This window comes from Rhizobium grahamii, assembly GCF_009498215.1.
GTDB lineage: Bacteria > Pseudomonadota > Alphaproteobacteria > Rhizobiales > Rhizobiaceae > Rhizobium > Rhizobium grahamii_A.
The window spans coordinates 2916452-2933899 of the sequence record NZ_CP043498.1 but is presented as its reverse complement, the minus strand read 5'-3'; the positions used below and the strand labels follow the sequence as shown (position 1 = coordinate 2933899).

The window sequence follows — 17448 nt, the reverse complement described above, 5'->3', positions numbered from 1 at the left end:
AATCAGGAGAGGGATTAGGACCATGGACAACTCGAGCACCGAGAAGCGTCCCTTCAACCTGTCGCGCTGGGCGATCGGTCATCCGAGCATCGCGCGTTTCCTGTTCGGCCTCATTCTGATTACCGGCGTGCTCGGACTGATGCGCATGGGTCAGAAGGAAGATCCGGATTTCACCTTCCGCGTGATGGTCGTGCAGGCCGTCTGGCCAGGCGCCTCCATTCAGGAGATGGAAGACCAGGTCGTCAACAAGATCGAGCGCAAGCTGCAGGAAACCCCGCATATCGATTGGGTTAAGTCCTATACGCGCGCTGGCAGCGCCATCATCACCCTGCAGGTCAAGGGCGATACCAACAGCCAGCAAGTGGCTGACGCCTTCTACCAGGTGCGCAAGAAGGTGGGTGACATCTCCAACGAGCTGCCGGAAGGTCTGCTCGGTCCCTATTTCAATGACGAGTTCGGCGATACCTACATCACGCTGCATTCGATCAGTGGTGATGGCTACAGCTATCCCGAGCTGAAGAAATTCGCCATCCAGGCGCGCGACATGCTGTTGACGACGCCTGGCGTCGAGAAGGCCGTGATCATCGGCGACCAGCCGGAAAAGATCTATATCGACGTCTCCTCGAAGGCCTTGGCTGAACGTGGCCTGACTATTCTCGACCTTCAGAACGCGATCAAGGGACAGAACAGCGTCGATGCAGCAGGCTCCGTCGATACCGGCACGCGCTCGGTGCGAATCTCCGTCGAGGGCGATGTGACCAAGGCCGCGGATATCCGCGAGCTGCGGCTGAAGGCCGGCAATCAGGTGACGCGCCTTGGCGATATCGCGACCGTCTATTCCGGCCTGGAGGACCCCTATCAGCGCAAGTTCCGCTTCAACGGGCATGAGAGCGTTCAGGTCGGCGTCGTCATGGCCAAGGGCTTCAAGGTGACCGATGTCGGCAAGGACGTCGAAGCGACCTACCAGCGTTTCGAGCAGTCGCTGCCGTACGGCGTTGCCGTCGACCAGATTTCCAACCAGCCTGATGTCGTTACTGATGCGATCAGCGAGTTCATGCATGCGCTCGGCGAAGCGCTTGTTATCGTGCTGATCGTCTCATTCCTGTCCATCGGCTGGCGCTCGGGGCTCGTTATCGCGATTGCCATTCCGCTCGTGCTGGCCGCGACCTTCGCCATCATGTACGAGCTCGGGATAGATCTGCAACGCATCTCGCTCGGCGCTCTGATCATCGCGCTCGGGCTGCTCGTCGATGACGCCATGATCGTCGTCGAGTTGATGGAGCGAAAACTCGAAGAAGGCCTTGTGAAGATCGAGGCGGCGAGTTTCGCCTACTCCTCGACTGCCTTCCCGATGCTGACAGGTACGCTGATCACCACCGCCGGCTTCATTCCGGTTGGCTTTGCGGCATCCACCGCCGGTGAATATGTGCGCACGCTGTTTTATGTCGTCGGCATCGCGCTCGTCGTCTCGTGGTTCGTCGCGGTCTATTTCACGCCGTGGCTCGGCTACATGATCCTGAAGCAGCGTCATCATGCCGGCGAACACCATGATGCCTTCGATACCAGCTTCTATCGGCGCCTTCGGGCGACGGTCGGCTGGGCTGTGCGTCATCGCATCATCGTGGTGGCGATGACACTGGTGACCTTCGCGACCAGTCTCTGGGCGTTCCAGTTCATTCCGCAGAACTTCTTCCCGCAATCTTCCCGTCCTGAGATCCTTGTCGATCTCTGGTTGCCTGAAGGCACCAGCATCAAGGAAGTCGAGACGCAGACCAAGGCGCTCGAAGCCAAGATCATGGGTGATGCCGACAAGAAGTTCGTCGCTTCCTATATCGGCGAAGGCGCTCCGCGCTTCTTCCTGCCGCTCGACCAGCAGCTTCGCAATCCGAACTTCGCGCAGCTCCTTGTCATGGCAAACGACGAGCCTGCGCGCGAACGCCTGATCGTCAAGCTGCGTGATATCCTTGCGGAAGACTTCCCGGATATCCGCGGCAAGGTCGATCGTCTGTTCCTCGGTCCGCCGACGGGTTGGCCGGTGCAGATGCGCGTCATGGGACCGGACCGTCAGGAAGTTCGCAAGATCGCCGACGAGGTGAAGGCGAAGTTCCAGGCCAACCCGCAGCTTGGCGCGATCCATGACGACTGGCTCGAGCCGGTGCCGGCTATGAAGCTGGTGATCGACCAGGACCGTGCGCGTGCGCTTGGCGTCACGTCGCAGCGCATACGCCAGATGCTGCAGACGGCCGTCTCCGGTGCCCCGCTCGACGACTTCCGCGATGGCGAAGAGACGGTATCGATCGTTGCCCGCGAGCCGGAGACCAGCCGCTCGCTGCTGTCGGCCGTCAATTCGGTCTATGTGCCGACTGATTTCGGTGGATTTGTTCCGGTATCGCAGGTTGCCAAGGTGGTGCCGGTTCTGGAGCAGGGGATCGAATGGCGGCGTGACCGTCTGCCGACGATCACCGTTCGTGCGACCTTGCCTGACGACGTCCAGTCGAACGATGTCGTCATGAAGATGTATGCCGACATGCAGTCGCTGCGTGACAGCCTGCCGGCCGGCTACAAGATCGAAATCCAGGGCGGCGCGGAAGATTCCGCCGAAAGCCAGGCTTCGATCGCCGCAAAGGCGCCGATCATGCTTGTTGTGATCGTCCTCCTGCTGATGGCGCAGCTGCAGCACTTCGGCAAGGCGATGCTCGTGCTGGCGACAGGTCCGCTCGGGATCATCGGGGCGGCTGCGGCGCTGCTGATATCGGGTGCTCCGTTCGGCTTCGTCGCCATCCTCGGCGTCATCGCGCTGCTCGGGATCATCATCCGCAACTCGATCATCCTCGTCGACCAGATCGATCAGGACATCAAGGCGGGGATGCATCGGCAGGAAGCGATCATCGGTGCCGCGGTCCGGCGTTTCCGCCCGATCATGCTGACGGCATTGACCGCGGTGCTCGCGCTGATCCCGATCTCGCGTGGCGTGTTCTGGGGGCCACTGGCCTACGCCATGATGGGCGGCATCCTGGTCGCGACCGTGCTGACGATTCTCGTGCTGCCCGCGGCCTATGCCTTGTTCTTCGGCAAGGAGCCGAAGGCAAAGGACGATGCGGCCGAAGACCATGCAAACGGCAACGACGGAAGTCATCTCCATGGAACTCCGCCGGCCATCGCAGCGGAATGATACCGAAAACGGCGCGGTCATCCCGCGCCGTTTTCATTTGATGGATAACCCGGAAAGGCTCTAAGGAATTATTCGGCGTCCGCTCGCAGGCCGAGGAGGGCGGCCCCGATCAGGCCGGGCTCGACCCGGCATTCGCTGCGGACGACGACACGGCGGTCGAACTTGCGCAGGATCCGTTCCCGGACAGCCTTGTCCAGTTCGAGGAGCAGCGGCTCGACATTAGAGAGGCCGCCGGCAACCGGCACGATCGTCGCGCCCGTGATGTTGATCGTCAGCGCGAGAGGGGAGGCTACGAGGTCGATATAGACGTCGATCGTCCGGGTTGCCTTCTCTTCGCCACGCAGCCAGTCGTCAATGATCTCGCGGCTGGAAAGATCGATGTCGTGCAGCGTCTTGTGCAGCCGTTCCATGCCGCGGGCGCCTCCAACACTGTCGACACAGCCTTTCTGGCCGCAACCGCAGGCGTAGTGGGGGATTTCGACCGGTGGATGGCCAGCGCGCAGGGCGACGATCGGTCCGTGTCCCCATTCGCCGGCAAAGCCGCCCGCTTCATTGATCAGCCTGCCGTTGGCGATCACGCCGCCGCCAACGCCGGTGCCGAGGATGACGCCGAGGACGATGCGATGCCCGCGTCCTGCGCCGAGGCCGGCTTCCGCCATAGCAAAGCAATCCGCGTCGTTGGCGACAAGCACGGGAATGCCGAGTTCGGCTTCGATATCGGCGGCGAAATTCCGTCCGTGAATGCAGGGGATGTTGGCGCAGGTCAGCCTTTGCGTGTCCGGATCGACGACGCCGGCAATGGAGAACGACAGCCGCTTCGGCTTCTCGCCGGCTTCGTCGATGATCTTGCGCAGGACACCGACGAACGCCGCAAAGTCGTCGGTTGGTGTCGGATAGCGGTCGAGCGGCGTGATGTCGTTTTCGGACCGGGCAATCCCGCCTTTGATGGCAGAGCCGCCAATGTCGAAGGAAATGATCATTCGCAATCTTCTTGTTCGAGAAGCTCTGCGTCTGCTCGCACCGTTCCCGGTGATTTGCAAGCCAAAACCGAGCTCAGGCCGGCAACTTGATCCGTGCTTCGAAGCCGGATGTCTCTCCTGATGCAGGCGAAATAAGTTCCAGCGTGCCGCTCATCTGGGAGATGATCCTGTCGGCGATCGCAAGGCCTAGACCCGATCCCGACGCGTTGGTCTGGCCGCGGCGGAAGCGTTTCTTGAGAGTTGCGATATCCATCTCGCGCACAACCGGACCGCCGTTGATGACTCGGATCACGCCATCATTTTCCAGGCTGATGCGGATCGGAAGGTCGGGATCGCCGTGAACAAGCGCATTCTCGATCAGGTTGCGCATGACGATGCCGAAGGCGTCCATATCGGCACTGCGGGTGAGGCTGGCGCCGTCGGCGACCGAATAATGCAGGCGACCGTTCGTACGGCGATCGCGCTCGAAATCCGTCACGATCATGTCCAGCACGTTGCGCAGGTCCGCAGCCGTTGCGCTACCGCCGATACCGGCTTCGGCGCGGGCAAGTTGGAGCAGCTTTTCGGCCAGTCGTCCGAGATTGACGAGGGAGGTTTCCACCTGCCGTGCCCGGGTCAATGCCGGACCCGGAGGGAGTTCTTCGGCAAGGCGTTGCGTCTGAGCCAACGCGCCGGCAATCGGCGTTCTGAGCTCGTGAGCGCTGTTGGCGGTGAATTCCCGTTCGGCTTCGAGGGCTGCGCGCAGCCTTGCAAGCAGCAGGTTGACGGACCGCGCGATCGGCCGCAGTTCCTTTGGCAGATCACGGGTTTCCAGTTCCGCGAGGTTGCCGCCATCCTTTGTGCCGATATCCTCCCGCAGGGTGTCCAGCGGTTTCAGGCTGCGATTGACGATCAGCCAGATCACCAGAATGCTTGATGGTACAAGCACCGCCAGCGGGATCAGCAAGGTAACGGCGCTTTCGCGCACGGCTTCGCGGCGGTTCTTGAAGCGATCTGCCACCTGCAGGAACAGCCGTCCGTCAGCTGTCGACTCGGTATAGATGCGCGCGGTTTCGCTGTCCTTGAAGCCCGTCGCGAGCGGCGCGGGGAAAGGCTCGGCGGGCGCGTCGTTGGAGCGGAGAATCACTTTTCCCTGCGGGTCTCGTACCTGGAAAGTCAGATACTCCCGGTCCGCGGCGGTCTCCAGCGCTGCAATACCATGTGGTTCGAGGGCATCGCGCTGATCGATGTCGTCGACGATGAGTGCCAGAAGCCGCTGGGTCGTTTCCTGCTGGGCGCTGTCGAAGATCTCGTCGAATTCGTGCTGCATCACGCGGAAGCTGAGGCCAATGGCCAGCAGCCAGAATACGACCATCATGGAAGTCAGCGTGAGGATCAGGCTGCGTGCAATACTGCGGTCGCGTTTCATGGTCATCCGAGGGTGTAGCCGATGCCGCGGGCGGTGCGGATGCGGTCCTTGCCGATCTTCTTGCGCAATCGGCTGACGTAGACTTCAACGGTGTTGCTTTCGATTTCCGAGCCGAAGGCGTACAGCGCTTCTTCGATACGATCCTTCGATACGATCGAACCGGGCCGTGCCGTCAGAAGATCGAGGACGGCCCATTCACGGCTCGTCAGGATGATCGCTTCGCCGGCGACCGAGAGTTTATGCTGTGGCCGGTCTATTTCGATATCGGCGATGCGGACGATCGGATGCGGATTGGCGTCATAGCGGCGGGCGACAGCCTGTATCCGCGCTTCCAGCTCTTCCAGGTTGAACGGCTTCACCAGATAGTCGTCGGCGCCGGCGTTCAGTCCTTCGATCCGGTCTGAGATCTGATCCCGGGCGGTCAGGATGATGACCGGCATGTTCATTCCACGGCTGCGCAGGCGCTTGAGGAAATCGACGCCGCTGCCATCCGGAAGCTGCAGGTCCAGAAGCACCAGCCCGTAGTCGACGGGGCCGATGGCGGTATCGGCGTCGCCGAGATTGCCAACCCAGTCGACAGCGTGATTGGCCGCGATCACATGATCACGCACCGCTTCCCCGATCATCTTGTCATCTTCAACCAGTAGGATACGCACGGCTTTTCCTCTCGCGGACAGTTAGCGTTGGGAACGCCGATCGGTCAAGCGTGGCTTCAACGGCAAAGATGGCCGGGAGATGGCGGATGCGTCCAGATGATCGTCTGATATCTTCGGTACATTTTCTCATCGCACTCGACAATTGCCCGAATTTTGTTTTGATCTGTTGCAATGAAATTGGCTCCCGCTTTGCCGGGTGCGGTCTGTGGTAAGGTTTATGGTGAAGAGATCCGAGACTTCCGGGCGGCTTGACGATGCGGCGCGTGCCGGCTGGCTGTATTATGTCGCTGGCCGAACACAGGATGAGATCGCCGCTTCGATGGGGATTTCGCGCCAATCCGCGCAGCGTCTGGTGTCGCTTGCGGTCGCTGAACGCTTGATCAAGGTGCGGCTCGACCATCCGATCGCCGCCTGTCTCGAACTTGCCAATGCCGTGCGCAAGAAGTTCAACCTGAGGCATGTCGAGATCGTGCCGAGCGATCCCGGTTCGGGCTCGTCAACCGTTGGGATCGCCGAGGCGGCAGCGGCCGAAATCGAGCGCTGGTTGAAGCGGACGGATCCGATCGTACTTGCCGTCGGGACGGGGAGAACTTTGAAGGCCGCTGTCGATCAGCTGCCGACCATCGAATGTCCCAATCATCGCATCGTATCGCTGACAGGCAACATCGCGCCTGACGGCTCGGCCGCGTACTACAACGTCATCTTCAGCATGGCCGATGCGGTCAAGGCGCGGCATTTTCCAATGCCGCTTCCGGTTCTCGTGACGTCTGCCGAAGAGCGGGAAACCCTGCATGGACAGCAGCTCGTTCGTTCGACGCTTGAGATGAGCGCGCAGGCGGATGTAACGTTCGTCGGCATCGGCGAGCTCGGCATCGACGGACCGCTTTGCGTCGACGGTTTTCTCGAGAAGGACGAGATGATGGAACTGATGCGCAACGGCGCTGTCGGTGAGATCTGCGGCTGGGTCTTCGACGCTGACGGCAAGCTTCTCGACAATCCGATCAACGAGCGGGTTGCCTCCGCTTCCATCCCGTCCCGTGATTCGTCGACCGTGATCGGGATCGGCAAGGGCAAGCGCAAGTTCAAGGCGATCAGGGCTGCCGTGACCGGCCATCAAATCAATGCCTTGATCACCGATGAGGCTACGGCCGAATATTTGCTCAATTCGTGAGCAAAAATATTTATATTTGAAATCAGTTAGATAAGGCACCCATTCGCTGTTGCAGCAACGAATGGTGATTGACATTTCTCGCCTATAGATGAGTAATTGCCCATGAGCAAAGCGAATGCTCGCACTCATCTTCTGGGAGGAAGATATGACATTGAGAACTCTCCTGCTGGGCGCCTGCTCGGCACTGGCGTTTGCCGGCATGGCTTCGGCCGAAACGCTGACGATCGCGACCGTCAACAACGGCGACATGATCCGGATGCAGAAGCTGACGGACGACTTCAAGAAAAAGAACCCCGGTATTAATCTCGAGTGGGTAACCCTCGAAGAAAACGTCCTGCGTCAAAAGGTTACGACCGACATCGCGACCAAGGGCGGTCAGTACGACGTTCTGACGATCGGTACCTACGAAGTTCCGATCTGGGCAAAGCAGGGCTGGCTGCTGCCGCTCGACAATCTCGGCAAGGACTATGATGCGGACGATCTGCTGCCGGCTATCCGCAGCGGTCTGACCACAGACGGCAAGCTCTATGCAGCACCGTTCTATGGCGAGAGCTCGATGGTCATGTACCGCAAGGACCTCTTCGACGCCGCCGGCCTGAAGATGCCTGACGCGCCGACCTGGGACTTCATCGCGGATGCCGCGAAGAAGATCACCAATAAGGACAAGGAAATCTACGGCATCTGCCTGCGCGGCAAGGCCGGCTGGGGCGAAAACATGGCCTTCCTGACGGCCATGTCGAACTCCTTCGGCGCTCGCTGGTTCGATGAACAGTGGAAGCCGCAGTTCGATCAGCCGGAGTGGAAGGATACACTGAACTTCTACGTCAACCTGATGAAGGAAGCCGGCCCTCCCGGTGCTTCGTCCAACGGCTTCAACGAAAACCTGGCGCTCTTCCAGACCGGCAAGTGCGGCATGTGGATCGACGCGACCGTTGCTGCGTCCTTCGTCAGCAACCCGAAGGAATCGACCGTCGCCGACAAGGTCGGCTTCGCTCTGGCTCCGGACAAGGGTCTCGGCAAGCGCGGCAACTGGCTCTGGGCCTGGAACCTCGCCATCCCGGCAGGCTCGCAGAAGGTCGAAGCGGCTGAGAAGTTCGTCGCCTGGGCAACGAGCAAGGATTACACCAACCTCGTCGCCGAGAAGGAAGGCTGGCTGAACGCACCTCCCGGCACGCGCTCTTCGCTCTATGCGAACGCCGATTACCAGAAGGCAGCACCGTTTGCGAAGATGACGCTCGACAGCATCAACTCCGCCGACCCGACCAAGCCGACCGTCAAGCCGGTTCCTTATGTTGGTGTCCAGTTCGTCGCTATTCCTGAATTCCAGGGTATCGGCACGGCCGTCGGCCAGCAGTTCTCCGCAGCTCTTGCCGGCCAGGTTTCGGTCGACCAGGCCCTGCAGAGCGCACAGCAGCTGACGACACGCGAAATGACGAAGGCTGGTTACATCAAATAAATAACCTCCTGAGAGGCGGGGGATTTGACCTCCCCGCCCGTCTAGGCCGCCGGTGCCCGAAATTGCGTCGGCGGCCCTTTTTACTTAGCTGTCCTGCAGCCGTTCGCCCCCTCCTGACATGATCGGTCGTCGCCATGGCAACGTTACACACCCGCTCCGCAGCACGAATGATGATTGCGCCATCCGTGATCCTGCTCTTCCTGTGGATGATCGTCCCGCTCGTGATGACGATCTACTTCTCGACGCTGAACTACAATCTGCTCAGCCCGGGGATGGAAACCTTCGTCGGTTTCCTGAACTACAAATACTTCCTGACCGATCCGGCCTTTTTCTCAGCGCTGATCAATACGCTGCTGCTGGTGCTCGGCGTGCTGCTGATCACCGTCGTCGGCGGTATCGCCTTTGCGCTGCTCCTGAACCAGGATATCTACGGGCAGGGCATCGTTCGCATCCTTGTCATCGCGCCCTTCTTCGTCATGCCGACGGTTGCCGCTCTGGTGTGGAAGAACATGTTCATGAACCCGGTCAACGGGCTCTTCGCGCATCTCGCCAAGGCGTTCGGATTGCAGCCCTATGACTGGCTTGCCAATGCGCCGCTCTTCTCGATCATCCTGATCGTTGCCTGGCAGTGGCTGCCGTTTGCGACGCTCATCATGCTGACCGCCCTACAGTCGCTGGACGAAGAGCAGCAGGAAGCCGCCGAAATGGATGGCGCCGGCGTCGTTTCGAAGTTCATCTATATCATCCTGCCGCACATGGCCCGCGCCATCACGGTCGTCATCCTGATCCAGACGATTTTCCTGCTTTCGGTCTTCGCCGAAATCCTGGTCACCACCAATGGCGGGCCGGGCACGCAGAGTACGAACCTCACCTATCTCGTCTATGTGCAGGCACTCCTGCAGTTCGATATCGGCGGCGCTTCGGCTGGCGGTATCGTGGCGGTCATCCTCGCCAATATCGTTGCGATCTTCCTCGTGCGCCTCGTCGGCAAGAATCTGGAGGCTTGAGATGGCTAGAAAAGTCACAACCCAGCGCAAGGTCGTCATGACCGCGATCGCCTGGACGCTCGGGATCCTGATCTTCTTCCCGATCCTCTGGACGTTCCTGACGAGCTTCAAGACGGAAGCGGACGCCATCGCTTCGCCGCCGCAGTTCCTGTTCTTCCACTGGACGACGGAGAGCTACGCGGAAGTGCAGAGCCGCTCGAACTATCTCGGCCACTTCATGAACTCGGTGATCATTTCCTTCGGCTCGACGCTGATCGGCCTGATCATCGCGATCCCCGCCGCTTGGGCGATGGCGTTTTCGCCGACCAAGCGGACGAAGGACGTGCTGATGTGGATGCTGTCGACGAAGATGATGCCGCCGGTCGGCGCGCTGATCCCGATCTACCTGATGTTCCGCAACACGGGCCTGCTCGACAGCCGCCTCGGCTTGGTGATCATCCTGACCTTGATCAACCTGCCGATCATCGTCTGGATGCTCTACACCTACTTCAAGGAAATCCCGGCGAGATCCTCGAAGCCGCCCGCATGGACGGCGCATCGCTCGCCAAGGAAATCATCTACGTGCTGACGCCGATGGCGGTGCCGGGCATTGCCTCGACGCTGCTCCTCAATATCATCCTCGCCTGGAACGAAGCGTTCTGGACGTTGAATCTCAGTGCCTCGAAAGCGGCGCCGCTGACAGCGTTCATCGCCTCCTATTCCAGCCCCGAAGGCCTGTTCTACGCCAAGCTTTCGGCAGCCTCCACCATGGCGATCGCGCCGATCCTGATCCTCGGCTGGTTCAGCCAAAAACAACTCGTCCGCGGCCTGACCTTCGGCGCGGTGAAATAAGATACCAGGGAGAGAAACATGGGCAGCATTACCCTTCAGAAAGTCTCGAAGGTCTTCGGTGAAGCCAAGGTCATCCCGTCGATCGACCTCGACATCAAGGACGGCGAATTCGTCGTCTTCGTCGGCCCCTCGGGCTGCGGCAAGTCCACACTTCTCAGGCTGATCGCCGGCCTCGAGGACGTATCGGCTGGCAAGATCGTCATTGACGGCAAGGATGCGACCGAGAGAGCACCATCGGAACGTGGGCTTGCGATGGTTTTCCAGTCCTACGCGCTCTACCCCCATATGAGCGTGCGCAACAATATCGCCTTTCCCCTGAAGATGGCGAACATGGACAAGGCCGAGATCGACAAGAAGGTCGCCGACGCTGCCCGGGTTCTGAACTTGACCGATTACCTCGAGCGCAAGCCGCGTCAGCTTTCTGGCGGCCAGCGCCAGCGTGTGGCGATCGGCCGCGCGATCGTTCGCCAGCCTTCGGCCTTCCTGTTCGACGAGCCGTTGTCGAACCTCGATGCGGCACTGCGCGTCAACATGCGCCTGGAGATCAGCGAGCTGCACCAGCAGCTGAAGACGACAATGATCTACGTCACCCACGACCAGGTGGAAGCCATGACCATGGCTGACAAGATCGTCGTGCTGAACCGTGGCAATATCGAGCAGGTCGGCTCCCCGCTCGAGCTCTATCACAAGCCACGCAACCTGTTCGTCGCCGGTTTCATCGGTTCGCCGAAGATGAATTTCGTCAGCGGCCAATATGCTGCGCAATTCGGCGCGCACACGATCGGCGTCAGGCCCGAACACATGCTGCTTTCGACGGAAAGCGGTGATTGGAAGGGCAAGATCACGGTCGCCGAACATCTCGGCGCCGACACGTTCCTCCATGTCGATGTCGAGGGTATCGGTCACGTGACCGCTCGTGGCGGCGGCGACTTCCCCGCCAAGGCAGGCGACGCCGTCTATCTGATGCCAGACAAGACGCGGATTCACAAATTCAACGAGGGCGGCCTCGCCATCTGAACAGCTTTGTTGCCGGGTTGGGGACGAGAGAGCATGCCGGGCAAGGTGTCCGGCGTGCGGAGATCGGGATCGCAGTCGACCCCGAAGACCTTCAAGAGGACTGAAACATGACGTGCAAACTATCGCTGGCAACGCTTTCCGACGCGGCAAAGACAGCCGCCGTACCGGCCTATGAGCGGGCGTCGCTGAAGGCGGGCATCGTGCACTTCGGCGTGGGTAATTTCCATCGCGCCCATCAGGCGATCTATCTCGACGACCTGTTCAACCTGGGCAAGGATCATGACTGGGCGATCATCGGCGCGGGTATTCTGCCCTCCGACGCGGCGATGCGCGACAAGCTCGCTGCCCAAGATTTCCTGACGACCGTCGTGGAACAGGACAACAACAAGACATCAGCGCGCGTCACGGCGCCGATGATCGACATCCTGCCGGTTGGCGACGCCAAGACGATCATCGCCAAGCTCGCCGATCCCACGATCCGTATCGTTTCGATGACGATCACCGAAGGCGGCTATTTCATCGACGCATCCGGCAAGTTCAATCCGGCGCATCCGGCGATAGCAGCTGATGGACAGAACCCGTCCGAACCGAAGACGGTCTTCGGCCTGATCGTTGCCGGCCTGAAGGCGCGCAAGGAGAAGGGCATCGTGCCGTTCACGGTCATGTCCTGCGATAACATTCCGCACAACGGCGTCGTCACGTCGAATGCCGTCGTCGGTACCGCACGCCTGTCCGATCCGGCCTTTGCCGACTGGATCAAGGCGAACGTCGCCTTCCCGAACGCGATGGTGGACCGCATCACTCCCGCCACGGGGCAGCGCGAGATTGATCTCCTGAAGGACGCTTTCGGCATAGAGGACAACTGGCCTGTCTATTGCGAAGAGTTCAAGCAGTGGGTGCTGGAAGACAAGTTTACCGCCGGGCGGCCTGCGCTGGAGAAGGTCGGTGTGACCTTCGTGCCGGATGTGACGCCCTACGAGCACATGAAGATCCGCATCCTGAACGGCGGGCACGCGGCGATCGCCTATCCGGCGGCGCTGATGGACATCCATTTCGTGCATGACTCGATGGAAGACCCGCTGATCCGCGCCTTCCTCGCAAAGCTGGAAAAGGAAGAGATCATCCCGATCGTTCCACCGGTGCCGGATACATCGCTGACGGATTATTTCGCGCTGATCGAGCATCGGCTGCTCAACCCGAAGATTGCCGACACCATCCCGCGTCTGGCCCAGGACGGATCGAACCGGCAGCCGAAGTTCATCCTGCCGTCGACGCTCGACAATCTTAACCAGGGCCGGGATGTCGTTGGTCTGGCGCTGGTGTCGGCTTTGTGGTGCCGCTATTTCGCGGGCAAGACCGATAGCGGCAAGGATATCGTCTTCAACGACGCCAGCGCCGACCGGCTGCATGCCGCGGCATTGAAAGCCAAGGACGATCCGATGGCCTTCCTCGCCTTCGACGACATTTTCGGGGAGGTGTCGAAATCCGAGGTATTCCGCAAGCGCTTTGCTCACGCGCTGAAAACCCTGTGGGAAAAGGGCACGCGCGAAACCCTGCAGCTCTATCTCGACAACAAGCTTGCCGTGTAAGGATTAGGTGGCGGCACCGTTGCCGCCACCCTCCGCCCAGTCGGGCGGATGGGATCTCTGCACCAACTGTGATTGGATCTGTCATGGCTGAAGCTGAAACACGGCTGGTCATTTTCGACTGCGACGGCGTGCTCGTCGATAGCGAGCCGATCTCGGTCACCGTTCTCGTCAAGGCGATGAACGATCTGGGGGTGCCGATTACCGAGGATGAGGTCTATGGCCGCTTCCTCGGGCGCAGTCTGGCGACTGTCATCGACGCGATGAAGAACGAGTACAACGTTCACCCCGGACAGGAATTCCTCGAGCAGTTGCGCACCAATCTCTATGCGCGTTTTCGCAAGGAGCTGAAGCCTATCGATGGAGTTGCCGCTACCATCGATAGTCTCGGCATTCCCTGTTGCGTCGCGTCCTCGAGCCAGGTGGAGCGCATTCGCCTGTCGCTGACGGTGACCGGCCTGATCGATCGGCTGCCCGACATCTTCAGCGCGACGATGGTGAAAAACGGCAAGCCGGCGCCGGACCTTTTCCTGCATGCGGCGCGTGAGATGCATGTCGACCCGGCCGATTGCATCGTGATCGAGGATAGCCCCGCGGGCATCGAAGCTGCGAAGGCCGCGGGCATGACGGTGTTTGCCTTCACCGGTGGCTCGCACGCCAATTTCGCGGGCTATCGCGCTGAACTTGACCGGCTTTCGCCCGAAGCGGTGTTTGACGCGATGCCGGATTTGATACACCTTGTCCGAAAACATAAACGGGACGGGATGCACCTTTAATGCCTCAGCATGTGGTCGCGGTCGATATCGGCACCGGCAGCGCGCGCGCTGGCGTCTTCGATATCCGTGGCCAGCTTCTGGGCAAGGCCGAACACCCGATCCTCATGAACCGGCCGCGTGAGAACCACGCCGAGCATGATTCCGAAGATATCTGGTCTGCCGTCTGTATCTCCGTGCGCAAGGCCATGGAACAATCCGGCGCGGCACCGGAATCGGTCGGAGCGATCGGTTTCGACGCCACCTGCTCGCTCGTCGTGCGCGACGTCGACGGCGGCCAGATCAGTGTCTCCACCGGCGGCGAGCGACGTTTCGATACCATCGTCTGGCTCGACCACCGGGCGCTGAAGGAAGCCGATTTCTGCACGGCCACGAAACATCCCGTCATGGAGCATTCCGGGCATTTCATGTCGCCCGAAATGGAAATGCCGAAGCTGATGTGGCTGAAGCGGAAGCTGCCGGGCACGTGGATGAACACCGGCTATCTCTTTGACCTTGCCGACTTCATGACGTGGAAGGCCACGGGTGCGCTGGCAAGGTCGCGCTGTACGCTAACGGCAAAGTGGAATTATCTCGCGCATCTCGACAAGGGCTGGCAGGCGGATTTTCTCGAGCAGATCGGACTTGACGATCTTCGAGAGCGCGGTCGGCTACCTGACGAAACGGTTCCTGTCGGCAAAAGCGTCGGGACGCTGACTCGGGAGGCCGCATCCGCGCTCGGCTTGACGACCGCATGTCATGTGTCGGCGGGGATGATTGATGCCTATGCCGGTGCGCTCGGCACGCTTGGCGGCGAGGCGCGCGATACCAGCGGGCTTGAGCGCCAGTTGGCGCTGATTGCCGGCACATCCAGCTGCATCGTGTCGTTTTCGCGCGAGCGCAAGCCGAGCCATGGAATGTGGGGGCCATATTACGAGGCTGTCTTCCCTGAATCCTGGCTGGTCGAGGCAGGACAATCGGCAACCGGGGCCCTGCTCGATCATATCGTGCGGATGCACGCGGCGGGTGGCGAGCCGACCGCTGCCTTGCATCAGAGGATCGCATTGCGCATCGCCCAGCTTCGCTCCGAAGAGGGGGCTGAATTCGGCGCTCGCATCTTCGTCCTGCCCGACTTCCACGGCAACCGCTCGCCGCTTGCCGATCCGCATGCCGTCGGTGCCATCAGCGGGCTGACGCTCGATACATCCTTCGACGGGCTCTGCGCGCTCTACTGGCGCGCAGCGGTGGGGATCGCGCTCGGGATCCGCCACATTCTGGAGCGGATGAAGGAATATGGCTATGTGCCCGACACGCTGCATGTCGCGGGCGGACATGTGAAGAACCCGGTGCTGATGGAGCTCTACTCGGATGCGACCGGCTGCAAAGTCGTGGTGCCGAAGATGAATGAGGCAGTGCTGCTTGGAACGGCGATGGCCGCGTCCGTCGCCTGCGGCGTCCATGCCGATCTGCCTACGGCAGGCGAGGCGATGTATCCCGGAGGCGATGTGCGGCTTCCGGATGAAAGCAAGCGGGCGGTCTATGACCGGGATTATCGGCGACTGATGGCGATGTATCGGCACCGGGCCGAGCTGGAGGCGATGGAGTAGTCGCTGGGGATCAGCGATGCGCGCTTTCGCCCAGCATGGCGGCGAATTCGGCCATCCGGCGTTTCCGCGCCGTTGCTTCCTGCCCCGCCGCGGTCACGACAGCCTCCGAGAGACAATCGAGAAGGGCCATCAACGGTGGAAGGCAATCGCCTTCATCCGGGCGACACGCCGGCAATGGCAGGATCAGGTTGGTCTGGTCGGGCATCCAGTTGGTGCTTTGGGCGGTGATCACCAGCACCTTGTAGCCGTAGCGTCGGGCAGTGCGGGCCAGCAGCCGTGCCTTGCCGAAGCGCTGGCTGTCGATGATAACGAGCAATGCGTCGTTGCCGTTCAGGCGTGCGAAAAGTTCGGCAAAGCGGCTGCCGGTCCCATCCAGAGCGCAGACGCCGTCACGCGCCTGCGTGAGGCGCTGACAGAAATGAGCCGCAAAGCCTGACAGACCCGCATGCGATGCCACGAAGACCTCGCGGGCGACGTTGATCGCGGCGATCGCGTCGTTCCATTGTGGCTGGCCTGTCAGGTGGTAGATGTGATGAAGCGCCTGGATCTGTTCGGACACCAGCATCGCCAGCGTCTTTCCATCGGACGCATCGGTCTGCAGTTCCGTCATCGACGCCTGCAATTGCGTTGCCGAGATGCTCGACGTCTCGCGGATCTGGACCTTGACGCTATCCAACCCCTGATACCCAAGCGCCCGCAGAAAACGGCCGACGGTCATCGGGCTCAGATCCAGCCGATCGGCCACCGAAGCGGCGGTCTCGAACGGCAGGTCATTGAGGTGTTCGGCGAAATACTTCGCGATCCGTCGTTCGGCGGGGGTGCCGGATTTGGCGTAGTGCCGGAGCTTGTGAACAAAATCTTCCACGGCAGATTTCCTGATCTTTCCGGAAGTGTTTCTTGGGCACTCGAAGTAAACCGTCGGTTTGCAAAAGCGCCTAGAAGCTGCACATCTCCAGCAAATTGTGATGTTAGATAAATATATATTAATATGCCTTTTCCGACAAGATTTCGAAGAACAACCGAAATATTTTCAGCCTTGCCGTTCAAAGATTCACTTCTTACATCCTGGCTACAACCGGAGACGTCAAAATGATCTTTCAAGCCGCTCGCCTTGCTGCCGCTAATCTTTTCGCGGTGGAGACGAGAGCGGTTTTCTGGAAGGTGCTCGGCCTGACCGTTCTTGTGCTCGTCGCTTTGTGGCTGGCGCTTCGCAGTGCCTTCATCTCCCTCATCTTTCCCTGGGTCGCCACCTTCTTGCCGGCCATGCCTGATTGGGCCGGCTGGCTGAGCTTTGTTTTCCTCATCCTGGCGGGGATCGGGCTTGCGCTCGGATTGGCCCTGCTGTTGTCGCCGGTGACGGCCTTGATCGCCGGCCTCTTTCTCGATGACGTTGCCGAGGTCGTCGAGAAGCGTGACTACCCGTCCGACGCTGCGGGCAAGGCCATGCCGCTGGCGGCCTCGATCTCCAGTTCGATCAAGTTCCTCGGCGTCGTCATCCTCGGCAATGTCGTCGCGCTGTTTCTGCTGTTCATACCGGGCATCAACATCGTCGCGTTCTTTCTCGTGAACGGCTACCTTCTGGGGCGCGAGTTCTTCGAGTTCGCGGCGATGCGATTTCGCTCGCCGGAGGAAGCGCGGCAGTTCCGGGCGCGACACGCAGGCACGGTTTTTCTCGCCGGCCTCGTCATCGCCGGATTTCTGGCCGTCCCGATTGTCAACCTTCTGACGCCGCTCTTTGCCGCGGGCATGATGGTGCATCTCAACAAGCTTTTGTCGCGCAAGGAACTCGGCGTTCGGATGTGAGC

The 17448-nt window shown here is 60.6% G+C and carries 13 protein-coding genes and 1 pseudogene; 10 read left to right on the top strand and 4 right to left on the bottom strand.

Features of this window, described 5'->3' with window-relative positions:
• Positions 1 to 22: 22 nt before the first annotated feature.
• On the top strand, positions 23 to 3172 hold the full coding sequence (locus FZ934_RS14150) for an efflux RND transporter permease subunit (RefSeq protein WP_153271592.1): 3150 nt from the start codon (positions 23 to 25) through the stop codon (positions 3170 to 3172).
• A 68-nt stretch (positions 3173 to 3240) separates the two neighbouring features.
• Here the strand turns inward: FZ934_RS14150 and FZ934_RS14145 are convergent, their stop codons facing one another.
• From FZ934_RS14145 to FZ934_RS14135, 3 genes are all read right to left on the bottom strand, one after another.
• Positions 3241 to 4152, bottom strand: a complete 912-nt coding sequence (locus FZ934_RS14145) for an ROK family protein (protein WP_153271591.1) — start codon at positions 4150 to 4152, stop codon at positions 3241 to 3243.
• A 73-nt stretch (positions 4153 to 4225) separates the two neighbouring features.
• Positions 4226 to 5560 carry a sensor histidine kinase gene (locus FZ934_RS14140; protein ID WP_153272460.1) on the bottom strand — a complete coding sequence of 445 codons (1335 nt, stop codon included), beginning with the start codon at positions 5558 to 5560 and terminating at the stop codon, positions 4226 to 4228.
• 2 nt (positions 5561 to 5562) lie between these two features.
• Entirely contained in the window at positions 5563 to 6216 is a 654-nt protein-coding gene (locus tag FZ934_RS14135) for a response regulator (protein ID WP_113365069.1), read from the bottom strand.
• Positions 6217 to 6433: 217 nt separating this feature from the next.
• On the opposite strand from FZ934_RS14135, the gene FZ934_RS14130 reads away from it, so the two are divergent.
• The 8 genes and pseudogenes from FZ934_RS14130 (at position 6434) to FZ934_RS14095 (ending at position 15643) form a co-directional block, all read left to right on the top strand.
• Positions 6434 to 7387 carry a sugar-binding transcriptional regulator gene (locus FZ934_RS14130; protein ID WP_153271590.1) on the top strand — a complete coding sequence of 318 codons (954 nt, stop codon included), beginning with the start codon at positions 6434 to 6436 and terminating at the stop codon, positions 7385 to 7387.
• A 145-nt stretch (positions 7388 to 7532) separates the two neighbouring features.
• Positions 7533 to 8843 carry an ABC transporter substrate-binding protein gene (locus FZ934_RS14125; protein WP_153271589.1) on the top strand — a complete coding sequence of 437 codons (1311 nt, stop codon included), beginning with the start codon at positions 7533 to 7535 and terminating at the stop codon, positions 8841 to 8843.
• Positions 8844 to 8977: 134 nt separating this feature from the next.
• Positions 8978 to 9850 (top strand): carbohydrate ABC transporter permease, encoded by an 873-nt coding sequence (locus FZ934_RS14120; protein WP_153271588.1) that lies wholly within the window; start codon positions 8978 to 8980, stop codon positions 9848 to 9850.
• Between the two features lies 1 nt (position 9851).
• Positions 9852 to 10681 (top strand): annotated as a pseudogene (locus FZ934_RS14115) (carbohydrate ABC transporter permease).
• 18 nt (positions 10682 to 10699) lie between these two features.
• A complete protein-coding gene (locus FZ934_RS14110; protein ID WP_153271587.1) occupies positions 10700 to 11698 on the top strand; it encodes an ABC transporter ATP-binding protein in 999 nt (332 codons plus the stop codon).
• Positions 11699 to 11805: 107 nt separating this feature from the next.
• Positions 11806 to 13287: a mannitol dehydrogenase family protein gene (locus tag FZ934_RS14105; protein ID WP_153271586.1), complete on the top strand. Its 1482-nt coding sequence runs from the start codon at positions 11806 to 11808 to the stop codon at positions 13285 to 13287.
• An 83-nt stretch (positions 13288 to 13370) separates the two neighbouring features.
• Positions 13371 to 14060: an HAD family hydrolase gene (locus tag FZ934_RS14100; protein WP_153271585.1), complete on the top strand. Its 690-nt coding sequence runs from the start codon at positions 13371 to 13373 to the stop codon at positions 14058 to 14060.
• The gene (locus FZ934_RS14095; RefSeq protein WP_153271584.1) at positions 14060 to 15643 is read left to right on the top strand and encodes an FGGY-family carbohydrate kinase; all 1584 of its coding nucleotides are present in this window, start codon (positions 14060 to 14062) and stop codon (positions 15641 to 15643) included. The genes FZ934_RS14100 and FZ934_RS14095 overlap by 1 nt, the downstream gene beginning before the upstream one ends.
• A gap of 10 nt (positions 15644 to 15653) precedes the next feature.
• On the opposite strand, the gene FZ934_RS14090 is transcribed toward FZ934_RS14095, so the two are convergent.
• A complete protein-coding gene (locus FZ934_RS14090; RefSeq protein WP_153271583.1) occupies positions 15654 to 16508 on the bottom strand; it encodes a MurR/RpiR family transcriptional regulator in 855 nt (284 codons plus the stop codon).
• 224 nt (positions 16509 to 16732) lie between these two features.
• Here FZ934_RS14090 and FZ934_RS14085 point away from each other — a divergent pair, with 224 nt between their 5' ends.
• A complete protein-coding gene (locus FZ934_RS14085; protein WP_153271582.1) occupies positions 16733 to 17446 on the top strand; it encodes a sulfate transporter family protein in 714 nt (237 codons plus the stop codon).
• The last annotated feature ends 2 nt before the right edge of the window (positions 17447 to 17448 follow it).

What these genes read in the sequence shown, in the direction of transcription:
- FZ934_RS14105 (WP_153271586.1), top strand. Translation starts at nt 11,806, where the DNA reads ATGACGTGCAAACTATCGCTGGCAACGCTTTCCGACGCGGCAAAGACA.
- FZ934_RS14110 (WP_153271587.1), top strand. Translation starts at nt 10,700, where the DNA reads ATGGGCAGCATTACCCTTCAGAAAGTCTCGAAGGTCTTCGGTGAAGCC.
- FZ934_RS14150 (WP_153271592.1), top strand. Translation starts at nt 23, where the DNA reads ATGGACAACTCGAGCACCGAGAAGCGTCCCTTCAACCTGTCGCGCTGG.
- FZ934_RS14120 (WP_153271588.1), top strand. Translation starts at nt 8,978, where the DNA reads ATGGCAACGTTACACACCCGCTCCGCAGCACGAATGATGATTGCGCCA.
- FZ934_RS14130 (WP_153271590.1), top strand. Translation starts at nt 6,434, where the DNA reads ATGGTGAAGAGATCCGAGACTTCCGGGCGGCTTGACGATGCGGCGCGT.
- FZ934_RS14145 (WP_153271591.1), bottom strand. Translation starts at nt 4,152, where the DNA reads ATGATCATTTCCTTCGACATTGGCGGCTCTGCCATCAAAGGCGGGATT.
- FZ934_RS14095 (WP_153271584.1), top strand. Translation starts at nt 14,060, where the DNA reads ATGCCTCAGCATGTGGTCGCGGTCGATATCGGCACCGGCAGCGCGCGC.
- FZ934_RS14100 (WP_153271585.1), top strand. Translation starts at nt 13,371, where the DNA reads ATGGCTGAAGCTGAAACACGGCTGGTCATTTTCGACTGCGACGGCGTG.
- FZ934_RS14125 (WP_153271589.1), top strand. Translation starts at nt 7,533, where the DNA reads ATGACATTGAGAACTCTCCTGCTGGGCGCCTGCTCGGCACTGGCGTTT.
- FZ934_RS14085 (WP_153271582.1), top strand. Translation starts at nt 16,733, where the DNA reads ATGATCTTTCAAGCCGCTCGCCTTGCTGCCGCTAATCTTTTCGCGGTG.
- FZ934_RS14140 (WP_153272460.1), bottom strand. Translation starts at nt 5,560, where the DNA reads ATGAAACGCGACCGCAGTATTGCACGCAGCCTGATCCTCACGCTGACT.